The organism is Photobacterium sagamiensis (assembly GCF_050337085.1).
GTDB classification, from domain to species: Bacteria; Pseudomonadota; Gammaproteobacteria; order Enterobacterales; family Vibrionaceae; genus Photobacterium; species Photobacterium sagamiensis.
The window spans coordinates 264,085-280,429 of record NZ_JAKJSP010000012.1 but is presented as its reverse complement, the minus strand read 5'-3'; the positions used below and the strand labels follow the sequence as shown (position 1 = coordinate 280,429).

Below are 16,345 nucleotides of genomic sequence, written 5' to 3'. Positions count from 1 at the left end.
TACCTGCAGTACATCAAGGCATTCGCTTTAACGTCTGCACATCATCGTTATACTATAGGTATCATTCACAATGCATTACGCGTCAGATTGTTCGGTATCTTCATCGCTTTGTTCTGCAGCAGATTCAGGGCGTATATCCAGCTGAATACCTTGTAAGAAATTACGCAGAATTTGATCTTTACACTCACGGTAGTGCTTGTTTTCAGGTTTACGGAAGAACGAGCTAAGCTCGTGCTTACTAAGGCTAAAGTTCGCAAGCTTCAAGATATCAATAATATCTTCCGCTTTCAGATTTAACGCAATACGCAACTTCATGAAAACCATATTGTTGGTTAAGCGTTTTTCAGGCTCCGCTTGCGGGCCTTCTTTCTTGCCACGCTTAACATTGATCAAACCATTTAAGAAGATCGCTAATTCAATATCTCTGCACTTTTTAAATGCATCGTCTTCTTCTTTTTTTAACCAATCGCTGACCTGCTCGCGCGTTACCTCATGATCGGCAGCGCCGAAGATTTCAATCATTTTTGAATCATTAAAATCAAAGGTATAGCGGATACGGCGCAAGATATCGTTATTGGTCACAAATATGTCCTAGTTCAATTGCAGTTGTGTCACAACGACTCACTGCCAGGTTATCCCATCATTTTAACAGATTTCACCGCGTTCTATGTCCCTACCCGGTCTTTATTTACAGATCCAGTCCAGACAATCCCCGAAAGGTCAAAAGATAAACGGTATTGGTATTAAAAGGGGCTTAATCACGGTATATACCCAAACCATCTCAAATGGCTGCCTTGACTAAAAGCCAATGAACTCTCGCTAAACTCTGCATCTCGAGGTGGTTTGGGTATAATGACTTTATTGTGTTGAACGAATAACTTCTAATAATAACGGATAGTGTGATGGAAGCAGAGCAGCTCGAAATACTTAATTTTATCAACCAGTTTCCTCCTTTTGACAAGTTACCTGAAGAAAAATTACAGCAAGTAGCATTACAAGTCGAAGTTGCCTATTACCGTGCGGATACCATTATTTTTAATTTGGGTGACGAGATCCATGATCTTTTCTTAATTCGTAGTGGCGTGGTTGAGATTTATCGACGTAAAGGTGAGCTTTACAACCGTATTGATGAGGGGGACATTTTTGGCCAAATGGGGCTACTAATGAACAATCGCGTACGTATGCCAGCTAAAGCATTGGAAGATACCCTTGTTTACTGTATTCCCGAGGAAACTTTTCACAGCCTTTATGAAGAATTTGAAAGCTTTGCCGACTTTGTAGACGTTGAAGATAACGCACGGCTGCGTCATGCAGTTTCAACCCATACCGATGCTAACGATCTCACGACTTCTAAGGTTCGCACTTTACTGACCCGTGAAGCGGTTATCATCCCACAAACTGAAACTATTCAGGTCGCCGCGCAAACCATGGCTGAAGAAGGTGTCTCTGCACTGCTACTGAGTGATCCGGACTCATCTGATGACGATGATGGTAAAGATGACATGATCGGAATTATCACAGATCGCGACCTCTGCACCCGTGTACTGGCTGCTGGTATTGATCTCTCATCACCCGTATCTGAAGTCATGTCGACAGAACTCATTTCGCTTGATTACAATGCTTATGTTTTTGAAGCTATGCTAACCATGCTGCGCTGTAACGTGCATCACCTGCCTGTACTGCGCAATAAACATCCCATTGGTATCATTGGTCTAACAGATATCGTTCGTTACGAGTCACAAAATAGTCTATTGCTGGTAAGTACTATTTTTCAACAGCAGAGTGTTGAAGAGTTACAGATATTATCAGTGCAAGTAAAAGATTGTTTTGTCCGTATGGTAAACGAAGATGCCAACTCCCATATGGTTGGCAGTGCAATGGCTGTGATAGGTCGTAGTTTTAAACAAAGACTGCTAGAGCTCGCCGAAGAAGCGCTCGGCCCACCGCCGATCCCCTACTGTTTTCTCGCTCTTGGATCGATGGCTCGAGATGAACAGCTCATCGTTACAGACCAAGATAATGCGCTGATCCTCGACAATGCTTATGATGAACTTCATCATGGTGCGTATTTTTCCAAACTAGCCACTTTCGTCTGTGATGGTCTTGCTGCTTGCGGTTACAGTTACTGTGAAGGGAAAGTTATGGCAACTAATCCCGAATGGCGAAAAACGCGCCATGATTGGGAAATCTGCTTTGCCGATTGGATTGACAATCCAAAACCACAAGCACTGCTCAATAGTTCTATCTTTTTTGACCTGGATGGTGTCTGGGGCCGGGTTAAATGGGCTGAACAATTAAATATTTTTATTCGCCTTCGAGCTCAACGGAGCAATCGTTTTCTCGCTTGTTTGGCTCGTAACGCCTTAAACCGCACACCACCGCTTGGCTTCTTTAAAGACTTCGTCATGGAGAAAGATGGGCGACATAACAATTCAATTAACCTAAAGCGACGCGGTACCGCCCCATTGGCCGATTTGATCCGCGTTCATGCTCTTGCTGTTGGCTCTCGTTCTCAAAATTCCTTTGAACGTCTGGATGATATTATTGAATCAAACATTCTGCCAACAGGAAAAGGGCAAGATCTTCGTGATGCTATGGAATTCATATCCATGGTTCGCATTCGACATCAAGCACTGGATATTGAAGCCGGTACAGAACCCGATAATAGTATTGAACCTGAAAACATGTCAGATTTTGAGCGACGAAACTTAAAAGACGCCTTCCAGATCCTCAGTAATGCGCAAAACTTCATAAAGTTCCGTTACCAAGGCAATAGACGCTAGCCACCATTAGGGTATTTATGTTCAACCAGCCAACAAAACGTTTGTTAAACAATACTGCAACCCCTGACTGGCCGGAGTTTTTTGCCAAGCTTGCCAGTCAGGCCAAAGACTCTCGTCTCAAGCAGTATTACAGCACCGAGATGGTCAGTGGTGACACGCCATTGCGTAACGTTCCATTTGTCGCATTAGACTTTGAAACGACAGGCCTTGATCCCAAAAAAGATGGCATTGTTAGCATCGGACTCGTGCCATTCACTCTCGAACGTATTCGATGCCGTGAATCGGCTCATTGGGTCATCAATCCCCATCAACCTCTTGATGAAGAGTCAGTGGTCATCCATGGTATTACCCACTCAGATGTAAACGATGCACCTGATTTATTGCGAATTCTCGAAAAAGTACTGGATGCTTTAGCGGGTAAAATAATTGTAGTGCACTATCAGCGTATTGAGCGGGAATTTATGAACAGGGCATTAAAGGTACGACTCAATGAAGGGATTAAATTTCCTGTTGTCGACACCATGGCAATAGAATCTGCGATACAGCATCGCCAATCAGGGGGAGTTTGGAAACGCCTGCAAGGGAAAAGACCGGGTTCCGTGCGGCTGGGTAAAGCCAGACAACGCTATGGACTACCCGCCTATCAACCTCACCACGCCTTAACCGATGCATTAGCAACCGCTGAACTGTTACAAGCTCAAATTGCCTATCACTTTGACCCAGATACACCGTTATCAGAGATTTGGCAATAGCACCTGATAATACAGGCATCATGGGTTTTGCAAAATTCAGCATAAAAAAACGCCGCTGTCACTTATCTAGAGTGCAGCGGCGTTGTGTTTTACTATCTACGCACTTCGTTAATTAACGAAAACGCTCAGTACGGAAGCCTAATACCAAGCTCACGCACATTAATAGCAGAATAAAGGTAAACGGTAATGCTGTTGAAATTGCACCAGCCTGCAGTGCTTCAATAGCCTCTGTACCTCCAACCCACAACAATACGGCGGCAATGGTGCCTTCAACAGTGGCCCAAAATACCCGTTGTGGAAGTGGTGAATCAATTTTACCGCCAGAGGTAATATTATCGATGACCAGTGAACCTGAATCAGATGATGTGATGAAAAATACCATCACCAAAACAATGGCAGTCACAGACAGTAGCGAGCTAAATGGCAGTGCATCGAACATCTGGAACATCGCCAGAGGCACTTCTGTAATACCATTCTCACCTAAACTACCGACACCATTTATCACCTGATCAATAGCCTGACCACCAAATGTAGACATCCAAAGAACGGTTACCAATGTCGGAACAATCAACACGGCAGTCATAAACTCGCGAACGGTACGGCCTTTTGATATACGAGCGATGAACATACCAACAAATGGTGACCAGGAAATCCACCATGCCCAGTAGAATACAGTCCAGCCATGAAACCACGTTTGATCTTCACGACCATGTGGATTACTCAGTGCAACAAAGTTATCGAGATAAGCACTTACCGTCGTGGGAATTGTTCCCATTGATACAGCAAAGCCCACCAAAGCAACAAATACCAGCAGCGCAACAGCAACCAGCATATTGATATTACTTAACAGTTTTACACCGCCATCGATACCGCGAGCGACCGAGAAAACAGCCAACAGAGTCACCACTACGATGACGCCGATTTGCATGCCTATACTGCTCTCGATACCGAACACATGTTCAATACCACTTGCCGCCTGCTGAGCACCTAAGCCTAATGACGTCGCCAGACCAAATAAGGTCGCGAGAACAGAAAAGATATCAATAATATGCCCAGGCCATCCCCAAACGCGATCGCCAAGAATTGGATAAAAGATCGAGCGAATAGAAAGTGGTAGACCTTTATTATAGGTAAAGAAGGCTAAAGATAGCGCTACGACCCCATAAATCGCCCAAGGGTGAAAACCCCAGTGGTACATCGTTGCACCCAGTGCCAGCTTAGCAGCTTCAGGCGTGTTTGCTTCTACCCCCAAAGGCGTTCCATACCAGCCTGTATAATAAGCGACAGGTTCTGCTACGCTCCAAAACATCAGACCGATACCCATACCGGCGGCAAAAAGCATAGATAGCCACGACATGCGTGAATAATCAGTTTCTGCACCTTTACCACCAATACGGATTTTCCCGTAAGGTGAAAAAATCAAACCTAAACAGAAAACGACAAAAATATTACCTGACCATAAAAACAGCGCATCAAAATTATTAATGATGCTATTTTTCACCCCATTAAGGACAGCTTTTGCTGTTGCTGCATCACTGACCAAAGCAGCGATCAAAAACAACGCGATTAAACCAACGCTTACTCCGAAAACAGGATTATGTACATCAAAGCCCCACTTTTGGATATTATCCTGCCCAACAGTGTAATCCGTATTTTCTATACTGTACTTATCATGTTTACTCATCATTGAATCCCATCTTGACACTCAAGCCGTCAAGATACTTAGTCCTATAAATAAATTCCAACCGAGAGATCAAATCATTTATGTGGTTTAAGTGTCAAGTTTAATTGAAAAATACTAGCTCAATAGCGTTTCCATGCATTTAGCTAGCTAAAAAAAGAATATTTTCAGCCAAAAAAAATAAAATAATATTTCGAGCTCTAATCATTGCCCTGCATTTTTGGAAAGCTGATTCATTTATAAACCCTAGGGTGGAATGTTAAGTAAAAGCAACAACAAAGCAGGGCTATGCAAATTTCTCTGGTGAAATTGTTGCATTGTCTTGTCAACCTTCTACTGCAAAGGGTATAAATAGAACTCTTGACCGAATCATTTATCAGCATGGATGACCACTAATGTTTGAAAAAATCACTGCAGCGCCTGCCGACCCAATTCTAGGCTTAACTGATGAGTTTAAAAATGATGCCCGCCCGGGGAAAATTAACCTTGGTGTTGGGATCTATAAAAACGAATCAGGTAATACACCTATACTGGCCACGGTAAAGAAAGCCGAAGCCATTTTACTGGAAAAAGAGACCACCAAGTCTTATCTGAGCATTCCCGGTACGGCTGAATATGGTCTGGCAGTACAACAACTGCTGTTTGGTGCTGACGCTTCTATTATTTCAGACAAGCGAGCGCAAACCGCTCAGGCTCCTGGTGGCACCGGTGCCCTGCGTGTTGCCGCAGAATTCATTAAGCGCCAGCTTGGCGATGTGAAAGTATGGATCAGCAACCCGACCTGGGCCAACCACATGGGTGTATTCGGCGCTGCGGGCTTAGAAACAGCTCAGTACGGCTATTACAATGCTGAAACTAAAGATATGGATTTTGACGCCATGCTGGCCGATCTGGCTGGCGCACAAGCCGGTGACATTGTTCTGCTTCACGGCTGCTGCCACAACCCGACAGGTATCGACCCAGATGCTGCTCAGTGGGAACAACTGGCACAGCTATGTGTAGAGAAACAACTGCTGCCTATGTTCGACTTCGCTTATCAGGGCTTTGCTAAAGGTGTTGAGGAAGATGCTCAAGGTTTACGTATCTTCGCGGCACAGTGTAAAGAACTGCTAGTTGCAAGTTCGTTCTCGAAAAACTTCGGTCTTTACAATGAACGTGTTGGTGCTTTTACGCTGGTCGCCGAAAATGCTGATCTGGCAGTAACCGCCTTTAGCCAGGTGAAAAGTATTGCTCGTGTTATCTACTCTAACCCTCCCGCGCACGGTGCTGCGATTGTTACTGAAATTCTGAATGATGACGCTCTGCGTGCTGAATGGGTACAGGAAGTCGCTGATATGCGTGACCGTATTCAGGAAATGCGCACCCTGTTTGTACAGACGCTTAAAGATCTAGGTATCAATACAGACTTTAGCTTTATTGAACGTCAGAACGGTATGTTCTCATTCTCTGGCCTGAACAAAGCTCAGGTTAACCGTCTGAAAGAAGAATTTGCGATTTATATCGTAGGCTCTGGCCGCATAAGTGTCGCAGGTATGACTAAAAACAATATGCTACCACTCTGTAAAGGCATTGCTGCAGTTCTTAGCTAAGGCTAAACCTGTCAATTTCACCTGTTTAAAATAACAAAAAGGGCGCTAAAGGTGCCCTTTTTTGCTATACCAAATCCATTAATTATCATGAAACATCAAAACCCTTTGTAATCATTTTTTGCTGCTGGTCGCTAACCAGATTTATCTAAGGGCAACACGTTACAAAACAGCTCCCTTTCATACTGGCGCTCCAATTGCTCACGCCAGGGCTTATTAGAGAGCGGGATCAAATAGAAATTTTCGCGGGACGTATCCGTGACGAATGCCATGCCATGCTGCATCAGTTCGTAATGAATATCGTGGACAAATCCCAGAGAAAAGCTCTGTCTGCCTGTTAACTGATTAATATCTTCGCGCGTCAAACAGACCCCTTGATTATCTTCAGCAAAGCGATTACGAAGCCAGCCAGAAAATTCTCTAGCACTTATCATTGTCATAAATAATCACCTCCGAGTGTCTCGAACCCTGAAAAAATCACTCTTTCATAAATAAGTTATAGCAGAGACAGACAAAACCGTCAGGTTCTAAGACTTGATAACGCTTCTGGAAAACACTCTCTGGGTGCTTCAATCACACGTTATTGGCCGTTTTTGAAAGGCAATAAATAATTCGGGGAGATGTTACAGAGGTAAGAGGAGGGACACCTGCTCCTTAATACTAAGGAGCAGGTCTAGCAGTCATTAAGCAGCTTTATAAAGTACTTTGTTTCCTGCTAATTGGATGCGCTCAACCAAACCTTCTTCAGTCAGTTTCTTTAGCGCACCTGTTGCCCATGAAGCTGCTTTCGCATCTTCCTGACCAGCCTGAAGGCCGATACCTTTAGGGTTAAGGCCATCTTGGTTTTTAACCACGATATCCAGCACTTGTTGCTGTTTCGGAGTCAAAGACACTTGAGCTGCAGCAGGTGCCGCCGCTTCAACTGGCTTTTGCTCTTCAACAGGCTTCGCCGCTGGAGCAGCTTTTACCGTTTCTGCAGTTGGTGCTTTTTTCACAGCGTCTTTCTTCGCTGCTGGTTTTGCTACTGCTACAGATGCCTGTACTCGCTTTTGTAGCTTAAGCTGAACTTTACGTTTGTGAGAGATTCTCATTAAATTTCCTACTCCGTTGCACTACTTTCAGTCACCACTGTACCAGCGGGAAAAAGTAAGCGCGTGTTATACCAAGGATGCCAGAGAAATGCCAGCAAACGGCTATTTAACCCACAACAAAACATGATTTCACTCAAAAATAATCGATAAGATCTCAATTTTTACAAAAAATCAACGCGATATGAGGTGAATTTTGGCAACTTTGCCAAGATAGTTTTTGGATGAAAAATAGCCAGAAAACACACCTACGTACTACATAAAAGTAACTTTATTGGCTATTAACAGTATAAAACACACATCTTGCTCGTTTTGATGCATATAAGCAGTAAATCTGATATTCAGCCATACTTATGATACGCCCGTATAAGCAGAACAGTCTGAAGGGGGCTATTTGGATACGTTATTTATCAGGCCTCAGATACCTAAACCCAGCGCTTATTTATTGATTTTCAGCTTCATTGCGTTTATTGCCATTGGTGTGGGGGTATTTTTGTATCCTGAGGCCAATGCCGCTGCTATCGCTATTTTACTGATTGCTGCCCTGACCCTGCTAATCGTCGCGATAAAGCAATCAAGCGAACCCGACCTCTCATTTACGCTTACCTTCATGCATATTCAGTTTCATAGCCCTGCTGGCGGCTGGCTGGCCAGATGGCATAACATTACAGAGATAGGCCCGGTCTCGCTCTCTTACGAAGGCTGGCACCGCCCGTTGCCTTGGGCAGGGATCAAATTAAAAGACTACGACGAGTTTCTGGAATCCATCTGCCCGCGTATTGCCAGTAAAATATTGCTGGAGCAGCGCGGGCTACTGATCCTGGCTTATAAGCGGGCCGATGTTCCGCCCCATGACATTGAGGACATGTTATTTGATGATACGCATTACGTGACACATAACGGTAACGTCATCAAAGGACTGTTGGCTATGTTGGCAAACCGGATGCGCTATAACCGGGAGTTGCTGGGGTTTGATTTTTTCATATCAGAAGATTTACTCGACAGGCCTGTCGATGATTTCATTGGTCTGCTCCGCCGTTACCTCGCGCAATCGAGGTAGTCACTATCACAAACATTCGGAGGGGATAAAAAAGCGTGAAAGTAATCACAAAAAAAATGAGTTTCGAGGGACAAGAAACTAGGAACGAGAAAGCACCAATCTACCTCTCCTACTTCCCCCAAAATAAATACTGGAAAAAAAGCGCTTCTCCCGAAATGAAAAAGCGCTTCTCAAACAAGCAGCTGGAATCTAGCGCGAGGCGTTCTCGCTACTCGCTACTCGAAACTTAATAGATCGGCATCTCATCAGCAACAAACGGGTTTGATGCTCGTTCATTACCGATAGTGGATACCGGACCGTGACCAGATACAAACGTCACGTCATTGCCCAGCGGCCATAGCTTTCCTTTGATCGAATTAATCAGGGTTTGATAATCACCTTTAGGGAAATCAGTTCGACCAATTCCCCCTTTGAAGAGTACATCACCCACAAAAGCCACTTTGGCTTCAGTGCTATGAAAAATCACATGGCCTGGAGTATGGCCGGGGGTATGCAGAACCTGCAGTTTTTGGTTGCCGATGACAACCTCATCACCTTCAGCTAACCACTGATCAGGATCGAATGCTTCTGTTAGCGGAAAACCAAACATCTCACTTTGACGCGGTAAGCCTTGCAGCCAGAAAGCATCATCTTTGTGAGGGCCAACAACCGGAACACTGAGCTCTGCAGCAAGTGGCGCTGTACCGCCAACATGATCAAGGTGGCCGTGAGTCAAAAGTAGCTGCTTCACATTCAAACCAAGCTGCTGAACTTTGTCTATAAGAAGGTGAATATCGCCGCCCGGATCGATAATTGCGGCGTCTTTGGTTTCATCGCACCAAACGATAGAACAGTTTTGTTGGAATGGGGTTACAGGAACAATTTCAAACTGGAGACTCATACGTCCTCTTTTCCTAAACTGGCATAAAAACTAGGATGAAGGATGCCACGGTTACAGCGAAAAGGGAATGACAGAGTAGATAGGACTAGAAGCGAGTTACGAGAATCGCGGAACGAGTAATTAGACGATAAATAATAATCAAGAGAGCGACGAGAAAAGAAAAATTTCTCTCTCATCACTCGCCTCTATAAAGTCGATATTTTCTCTTACCAGCGACGTACAGGCCCGGTATCAATATGGACAAAGTTACTCTTCGGATAATAGCCCACGCCGCCAAGCCGCAATTCAAGTGCCGCCTTTCGGACTTTAGACAGTGGCACGCCTTCTAAGTTGAAGTCGACAGCCTCTCCCTTCATGTGATAACTCTTGGTCGCAACGCCACCTTTTTTCTGCAGCATTCTATTGGTCGCCGGCGAGCGGTAACCCGAAATAATTCGCACCTGACCTTTATGGCCCAGATTCGCCTGAATTTCTGTAATTGCATCAAACAAACGGCGATCCATCTTAGCCGCTTCATTTTGTCGGAAATCACGACAAATATGATTAATGCGTTGTAACTCAGCGGGGATATAATTCTTACCGTTAAAATATTCTGTTTCTAAATCTTCACGCGTGTGAATATTACAAAGAGAAATTTTACGTGGATTTGTTGCTTTAAACGGGCTGGCAATGGCCACTCCTGGCAACAAGCATACGCCCAGTGTTAGCCCACCAGCAACTAAGAGCTGACGGCGCGTGTAATCAATCTCAGACATCCTAACCAAAACCAAAATCAAACAAGAAACGGGTCATAAGACCTCTATAATTCAAGCACGATAGCGTTCAGGTCAGGTTCAGTCAAACGGCGAGATCGCAAAAAAACACCACTTTATAACTAATGCGGTGTCTACTTATTGACTTATAAATAAATTATCCTTTGTAACGGTATGTGAATTTTTTATCTAACTGCGAACTGTCACTCACTTTATCATAGCGATAAACATCATCACGGAAGTTCACCAGACCTTGCGTATCAACCCATGCGGTCTGGTAAATGACATGAACCCTCACCCGGTTCTTTAAACCGACTGTCTTGGTTTCTGGATAGGATTTCAGCTCGTTTACACGCTCCTCTGACATACCCGAGTAATTCAACAATATCATGACCAGATGCTCCGCTTGCTCGACACGTACGCACCCTGAACTGAATGCCCGCTCTTCTTTGCTAAACAGACTCTTTGCCGGCGTATCGTGCAAGTAAATGGAATTCGGGTTGGGAATGTTAAATTTATAAAGTCCGAGAGCATTCTTGTCACCCGGCTTTTGGCGTAACCGGTATGGGAACAACTTGGCATTCACAATACGCCAGTCGATTGTGTGGATCGGGATCTGCTCTGTATTTGTCCAGCTCCGGATAACGGCATAGTCATGGCGATACAAATAACCCCGGTCACGTTGTGCCTTAGGTAAAATATCTTTGCGCATGATAGAGATCGGGACATTCCAAAATGGATTAAATACCACCGAGTCAACCCGTGAACTCATCAGCGGTGTGCGCCGGCTAGGACGCCCGACAATCACTTTACTGTCCAGCACATGCTCATTGTCGAGCCACAGGTTCATTTCATAGCCGGGAATATTGACTATCAATACCGATGAATACTCGACCGACCATAACCGCACTCTCTGCGAATTCAATGCCAATACGCGGATCCGCTCTTGCGGTGGCATCGCTAACCAGTAACGGGTCTTCGGCCCAATAATCCCATCATTTTTTAAACCGTGACGTCGCTGAAAATTTTTCACCCCTTCAGATAAGTCCAGATTTAAAGTGCGAATATCCATTGAACGCAACTGCTGCGCCTCGTATCCGCTGATATCTCCCAAGCTTTCCAAAATAGTGATTAATGCATCAGGTCTTTGTAACCGGTCACCTAGCCGGATAATACCTTGCTGGTAAAAACCGGGCCAAGGTGTTTCTTTAAGCACTTCGAGATCTGTTATTGCCTGTGTGATTTTGCTGTAACTCTCATCAGCCGGCTTTAGCGAAGCAATAAAAAATCGCAGGCGGTTACTTTCAACGGCACGTAACATACGCTCGATTGCCATTTCAGATGGTAAAGGCAATCGTACATCAACCCCGGCACCAAACAACCAGCCTCTGCCGTACGCTGGCATATTTTCAACGTAACTCATGAACGCAAGTAAGGTATCAGTCGCCAAAAGATCATACTGACGCCAATCATTCGACAACTTGTAATACTTGAGCTGAGTATAACGGCGGGAAAAATCTGAGCTGACTGCGGATAAAGCAACGACGCGGAGCTGCTCTTCAAATTCGTTAGCGGCAAATGAATCATGCCATAGCGGGGTATAACCAAGACTAAAATAAAGTTTCGCCAGCTCATCAACATACTGGATTTCAGATAAATTATCAGAAACCTCCTCCACCCATAGCTTTGCTTGTTGATACTGCAAAGCGATATCAGGTGTCACCGTTGGCTCAGACAGTGCCTGCTGCTCTGATAAAATATCAATTGAAGGTGTTGTCAGCAGCGGTTGTTTTGCCAATACCTGCAAGCTAAAGGCGAATATCAAAACCAGCGCGATACAAGATTGCCTTATCATTGCCATTTCAGCTCCCCCGAAGAACATCAATTCAAGTATGGCAAATACACATACCTTTGGGCTTAAATGTAGCTTTCAGTGATAATTTATACCAATTCTTATCAAAATCTTGCCATCAGCAACCTTGAGCTTAAACCAATATCGCCTAACTCCCGGGACCAATGCGCTCCTTTAGGCTCATATGAGGCGAACCATCTTGCGCTTTCAGGCGGATCCGATCTTCAGGCTGACTATCATCAAAGCTGGCTTCATAACGAACAAAAGCAGACGAATCTGGTAACTCGTAACGAACACGAATGATTTCCAGGTTTTCAACAACATCTTTTACTGTAAAATTATCAGAACTCATAACATTTCAAATTAGCTAATAGAATCAAACCAGTACTAAAAATGATGAACTTATAAAAGCTAGCCTCAAAATAGACGAAAATACCATCCAGTTATGACAGTAAAAGTCACAATTTGACACTTTGTTAAACGCATACGTCAAAGCCCAAAGTAAAATTTAATTAGTACACTAAACTTTTCATGTCAAAGCTTAGTATAACTGGGCCTGAAAAATGTCGTTTCTATAAGCAACAAAGACTTTCATGTTCAAGCCGTTTGATGTACCTTCGCGGCAATTGTTTTGGGAGAGTTAAATGGACAAACACGAAGAAGTTCTCATTGCCCTTCGACAGATAATCCGAGCCATCGATTTACATTCGAGAAAACTCAATAAAGATGCCGGATTAACGGGGCCTCAATTGGTGTTGATGCGAGCAATTCGAGGCTCTGGTGAAGTCACGATTCGTCAATTATCAAACAATACCAACATGAGTCAGGCGACAGCGACAACGATTCTCGATCGTCTTGAAAAACGTGAGCTCGTCGTTCGTGAAAGAAGCAAGCTTGATAAGCGCAAAGTTCATGCTCATTTAACTGAAAAAGGCAAAGCGTTGCTCGAAAAAGCTCCTCTCCCTTTACAGGACAATTTTGTTTCAGAGTATCAGCAACTTGAAGATTGGGAACAATCTCTGCTTTTATCATCGGTACAGCGTATTTCATCGATGATGAATGCGGAGCACCTGAATGTTGCTCCTCTACTTGAAGTCGGCAGCATTACCCAGCAAGAAGCCCCTACTGAATAATTGAAGAAAGCCAGGTCTGCTTCTAATTGGCTCTGGCTTTCACCTCTCGCCATCAGTATATTAATTCCATAATTTCAATGGTCGGACAGCGTTGTGTTACTAGAAGGAATTGAAACCTTATTGGTTCTGGCAAAAGAAGGAACGATGAGCAAGGCCGGAAGTCGTTTATATATCAGCCAATCGGCGGTCAGCAAACGTATTGCCAATTTGGAAAAACGGTTAGGCAAAAAGCTGATTGAGCCTGTAGGCAGAAAAATAAAACTCACATCTGATGCTTTGGCTTTAATTGAGAGTGTCGCTCCAAGCCTGACAGAAATTCAGGGGGCACTGTTTGACCATCAAACAGTACAGGATCACTCACCAATCTTACTTGCTTGCTCTGAAACACTGGTATCGGCCTACCTGAGTAAAATGATGAAGCGCTATCTTGCGCAAGATCCTTATATCAATATCTCTACCCATCAAACGCCATTCATCGTTGAACGAGTGCAATCCGGTGATGCCAGTTTAGGCTTTTGTGCCGGACACCTTCCCCCTCAGCATGGCTTAGCAACCAAGCATGTTTTCAACGAATCATTTACCATAATCAGTAATATGCCGCTAGAAAAGACACCATCGGCCCTATTAACCAACGACTTCAAAAACCCGGCTAATACCTATCAAGCGGGAATATTACAGAAAGCCGGGATCAAGCCGCTGATGCAAATGGACTCCTATACGGCGGCAGCACTCTTAGCTCTCGGTGGAGTAACGCCGGCCCTGGTACCCGAGTCTGTGGTAAAAACCCTCAATATAAAACCAGAGCATTGCCATCATTTTGATTTTCTCGACGATTTAACCCGGCCGGTCAACCTTTGTTACCGTCCCAATAGCTACAAAGTTGACAGAATTAAACAGCTTATTGAAACCATTGCGGATTTTGTTCGACCAACAGCTTGATAGCCATAGTCATAGAAACAATCACCACCATCGGACGGATAAGTTTCTGTCCCTTGGTGACCACAATTTTAGCCCCCGATCTCGCGCCGATAAATTGACCGGCAGCCATCAGCAGACCGACTTCCCATACCGGAAGCCCCCCGATAATAAAGAACAATAACGCCGCGATGTTTGATGTAAAGTTCAGCACTTTTGTTTTCGCCGTCGCTTCAATTATTCCTCGTTTCGCAATGGCAACAAAGCAGATGGTAAATAAGGAACCGGCACCCGGACCAAAAAAACCATCATAAAAACCGATTGATGTGCCTACCGTTAAGGCAAACATATTCTCGGACAGCTTAGACTCACCCGGTTCGACAATAGATTTTGGCGCCAGAAGAAAATAAAATGAGATCCCTAACAGCAGTAGCGGAATGATCGCAGTTAATACCGACGCATCAATTCTTTGTACCAATACAGCGCCTAATGCCGCTCCGATGAAAGTACAAATGATCCCATTTCGCATCTCACTTAATTTCACGACGCCATTGCGAATGAAATAAAGGGTGGCAGAAAAACTGCCAAAAGATCCCTGCAGCTTGTTAGTCGCTAACGCCTGTGCCGGTGATAACCCGACAGATAAAAGTACGGGAACGGTTAATAATCCTCCCCCGCCCGCTATTGCATCGATAAATCCAGCCAATGCCGCAACAACGAAAAGTATGGTGATAATCTCGACCGATAAATCCATCTATTGTTTCCCTAATAATAATCATCGGCCGCTAGATTACCTGTATATATTAGTAAACAAAAACGAAACACACGACAGCAACCCATTCCAGTTTGGAGTAGGTTGCCATAGTCAATCCATTAGTTATCTGATCGGTTCAGCGAGAGTTAGTGGAATTGGTATTACTTCACCATATTGCACAGCATTTGCCATACTTGCTCACCGGCAGGATGCAACCGAGCCTGATAACGATACGCGTAATAAGCAATAGGTAACCTCAGATAGGGTTCGCCGATTAAAGCCACTTTTCCTGCGGCTAATTCCCGCTCAATCGAATAATCAGGCAACCATGCAACTCCTAGCCCTTGCAGTACCTGTATTTTCAGCAAATCCGTCATCGAGGAAGAAAAAACGGCCTCTAATTTTACCTGTTCCCGAATCGCTTCAACTTGCCGTCCCATGTAAGAATTCGGGTTATAAGCGAGCCAGGGTACCGCTTTATTTTTATCAAGCAGGTATAACGGCTTTCCTGCACTGTCGCAGGCACAAACCGGTAATAGCTCAGCTTCACCAATGCGCAGTGACTGGTAGGGAGGTAATCGCAGCAATTCGTTATCGAACGCAAGTAACAAATCGCATCCTCCTTCCTGCAACTCCACGATAGCCTGATCAACATCAATCGCTTCAACGCTTAGTAAAGGGTTATGTTTCCCGGATAGTAGCTGGGGTTGGATTGTTGGCACTAAGCTGGTTGCCAGGGAATGGGCAGCAGCAACCCGCACAATATTGCCGCCAAGCTTTGAGAGACCGGATAGCTGACCAATGCCATCTACCATCTGATTAATTAAGTTACGTGCTGAAATTCGAAAGAGCCTTCCACTTGGTGTTAACTCGATAGGAATTTTACTTCGATCGACCAGCTCTGCACCCACTGCATGTTCTAATGCTCTGATACGGCGACTAAATGCAGGTTGTGTCACATTACGTATTCCTGCAGCCTGAGAAAAGTTACGAACATCCGCCAGTGTTAAAAAATCTTCCAGCCACTTACTTTCTATATTCATGCGTTATTCATGCGCTACAGTCGAGAAATGAAAAATAGTATAACGGACCGTTAGTGTATATCGACC

General features: G+C 44.4%; 16 protein-coding genes. 6 read left to right on the top strand and 10 right to left on the bottom strand.

What is annotated here, in order from left to right:
- Window positions 1-75: 75 nt before the first annotated feature.
- Entirely contained in the window at window positions 76-582 is a 507-nt protein-coding gene (locus L4D76_RS03540) for a YehS family protein (RefSeq protein WP_428439551.1), read from the bottom strand.
- Window positions 583-902: 320 nt separating this feature from the next.
- Between L4D76_RS03540 and L4D76_RS03535 the strand changes: the two genes are divergently transcribed.
- On the top strand, window positions 903-2,783 hold the full coding sequence (locus tag L4D76_RS03535; RefSeq protein WP_428439550.1) for a putative nucleotidyltransferase substrate binding domain-containing protein: 1,881 nt from the start codon (window positions 903-905) through the stop codon (window positions 2,781-2,783).
- Window positions 2,784-2,800: 17 nt separating this feature from the next.
- Window positions 2,801-3,535 (top strand): 3'-5' exonuclease, encoded by a 735-nt coding sequence (locus L4D76_RS03530; RefSeq protein ID WP_428439549.1) that lies wholly within the window; start codon window positions 2,801-2,803, stop codon window positions 3,533-3,535.
- Between the two features lie 112 nt (window positions 3,536-3,647).
- Here L4D76_RS03530 and L4D76_RS03525 read toward each other — a convergent pair whose 3' ends face one another.
- The gene (locus L4D76_RS03525; protein ID WP_428439548.1) at window positions 3,648-5,222 is read right to left on the bottom strand and encodes a BCCT family transporter; all 1,575 of its coding nucleotides are present in this window, start codon (window positions 5,220-5,222) and stop codon (window positions 3,648-3,650) included.
- Between the two features lie 389 nt (window positions 5,223-5,611).
- Here L4D76_RS03525 and L4D76_RS03520 point away from each other — a divergent pair, with 389 nt between their 5' ends.
- A complete protein-coding gene (locus tag L4D76_RS03520) occupies window positions 5,612-6,805 on the top strand; it encodes an amino acid aminotransferase (protein ID WP_428439547.1) in 1,194 nt (397 codons plus the stop codon).
- A gap of 131 nt (window positions 6,806-6,936) precedes the next feature.
- On the opposite strand, the gene L4D76_RS03515 is transcribed toward L4D76_RS03520, so the two are convergent.
- Both L4D76_RS03515 and L4D76_RS03510 read right to left on the bottom strand, forming a co-directional pair.
- A complete protein-coding gene (locus L4D76_RS03515; RefSeq protein ID WP_428439546.1) occupies window positions 6,937-7,242 on the bottom strand; it encodes a hypothetical protein in 306 nt (101 codons plus the stop codon).
- A gap of 243 nt (window positions 7,243-7,485) precedes the next feature.
- Window positions 7,486-7,893, bottom strand: coding sequence for a MarR family transcriptional regulator (locus L4D76_RS03510; protein ID WP_428439545.1), 408 nt, complete (start codon window positions 7,891-7,893; stop codon window positions 7,486-7,488).
- A 391-nt stretch (window positions 7,894-8,284) separates the two neighbouring features.
- Here L4D76_RS03510 and L4D76_RS03505 point away from each other — a divergent pair, with 391 nt between their 5' ends.
- Entirely contained in the window at window positions 8,285-8,950 is a 666-nt protein-coding gene (locus tag L4D76_RS03505; protein WP_428439544.1) for a DUF2982 domain-containing protein, read from the top strand.
- A gap of 226 nt (window positions 8,951-9,176) precedes the next feature.
- Here L4D76_RS03505 and L4D76_RS03500 read toward each other — a convergent pair whose 3' ends face one another.
- The 4 genes from L4D76_RS03500 to L4D76_RS03485 form a co-directional block, all read right to left on the bottom strand.
- The gene (locus tag L4D76_RS03500; protein WP_428439543.1) at window positions 9,177-9,830 is read right to left on the bottom strand and encodes an MBL fold metallo-hydrolase; all 654 of its coding nucleotides are present in this window, start codon (window positions 9,828-9,830) and stop codon (window positions 9,177-9,179) included.
- A gap of 206 nt (window positions 9,831-10,036) precedes the next feature.
- Window positions 10,037-10,576, bottom strand: coding sequence for a peptidoglycan L,D-endopeptidase MepK (gene mepK / locus L4D76_RS03495; protein WP_428439574.1), 540 nt, complete (start codon window positions 10,574-10,576; stop codon window positions 10,037-10,039).
- A gap of 163 nt (window positions 10,577-10,739) precedes the next feature.
- Entirely contained in the window at window positions 10,740-12,443 is a 1,704-nt protein-coding gene (locus L4D76_RS03490) for a L,D-transpeptidase family protein (RefSeq protein ID WP_428439542.1), read from the bottom strand.
- Between the two features lie 139 nt (window positions 12,444-12,582).
- On the bottom strand, window positions 12,583-12,786 hold the full coding sequence (locus L4D76_RS03485) for a hypothetical protein (RefSeq protein ID WP_428439541.1): 204 nt from the start codon (window positions 12,784-12,786) through the stop codon (window positions 12,583-12,585).
- 292 nt (window positions 12,787-13,078) lie between these two features.
- On the opposite strand from L4D76_RS03485, the gene L4D76_RS03480 reads away from it, so the two are divergent.
- Window positions 13,079-13,567 carry a MarR family winged helix-turn-helix transcriptional regulator gene (locus L4D76_RS03480; RefSeq protein WP_428439540.1) on the top strand — a complete coding sequence of 163 codons (489 nt, stop codon included), beginning with the start codon at window positions 13,079-13,081 and terminating at the stop codon, window positions 13,565-13,567.
- 93 nt (window positions 13,568-13,660) lie between these two features.
- Window positions 13,661-14,506: a LysR family transcriptional regulator gene (locus L4D76_RS03475; protein WP_428439539.1), complete on the top strand. Its 846-nt coding sequence runs from the start codon at window positions 13,661-13,663 to the stop codon at window positions 14,504-14,506.
- Here L4D76_RS03475 and L4D76_RS03470 read toward each other — a convergent pair.
- Together L4D76_RS03470 and L4D76_RS03465 are read right to left on the bottom strand one after the other, a co-directional pair.
- A complete protein-coding gene (locus tag L4D76_RS03470; RefSeq protein ID WP_428439538.1) occupies window positions 14,466-15,236 on the bottom strand; it encodes a TSUP family transporter in 771 nt (256 codons plus the stop codon). The genes L4D76_RS03475 and L4D76_RS03470 overlap by 41 nt on opposite strands.
- Before the next feature lie 161 nt (window positions 15,237-15,397).
- Window positions 15,398-16,279, bottom strand: coding sequence for a LysR substrate-binding domain-containing protein (locus tag L4D76_RS03465; RefSeq protein ID WP_428439537.1), 882 nt, complete (start codon window positions 16,277-16,279; stop codon window positions 15,398-15,400).
- Between the last annotated feature and the right edge of the window lie 66 nt (window positions 16,280-16,345).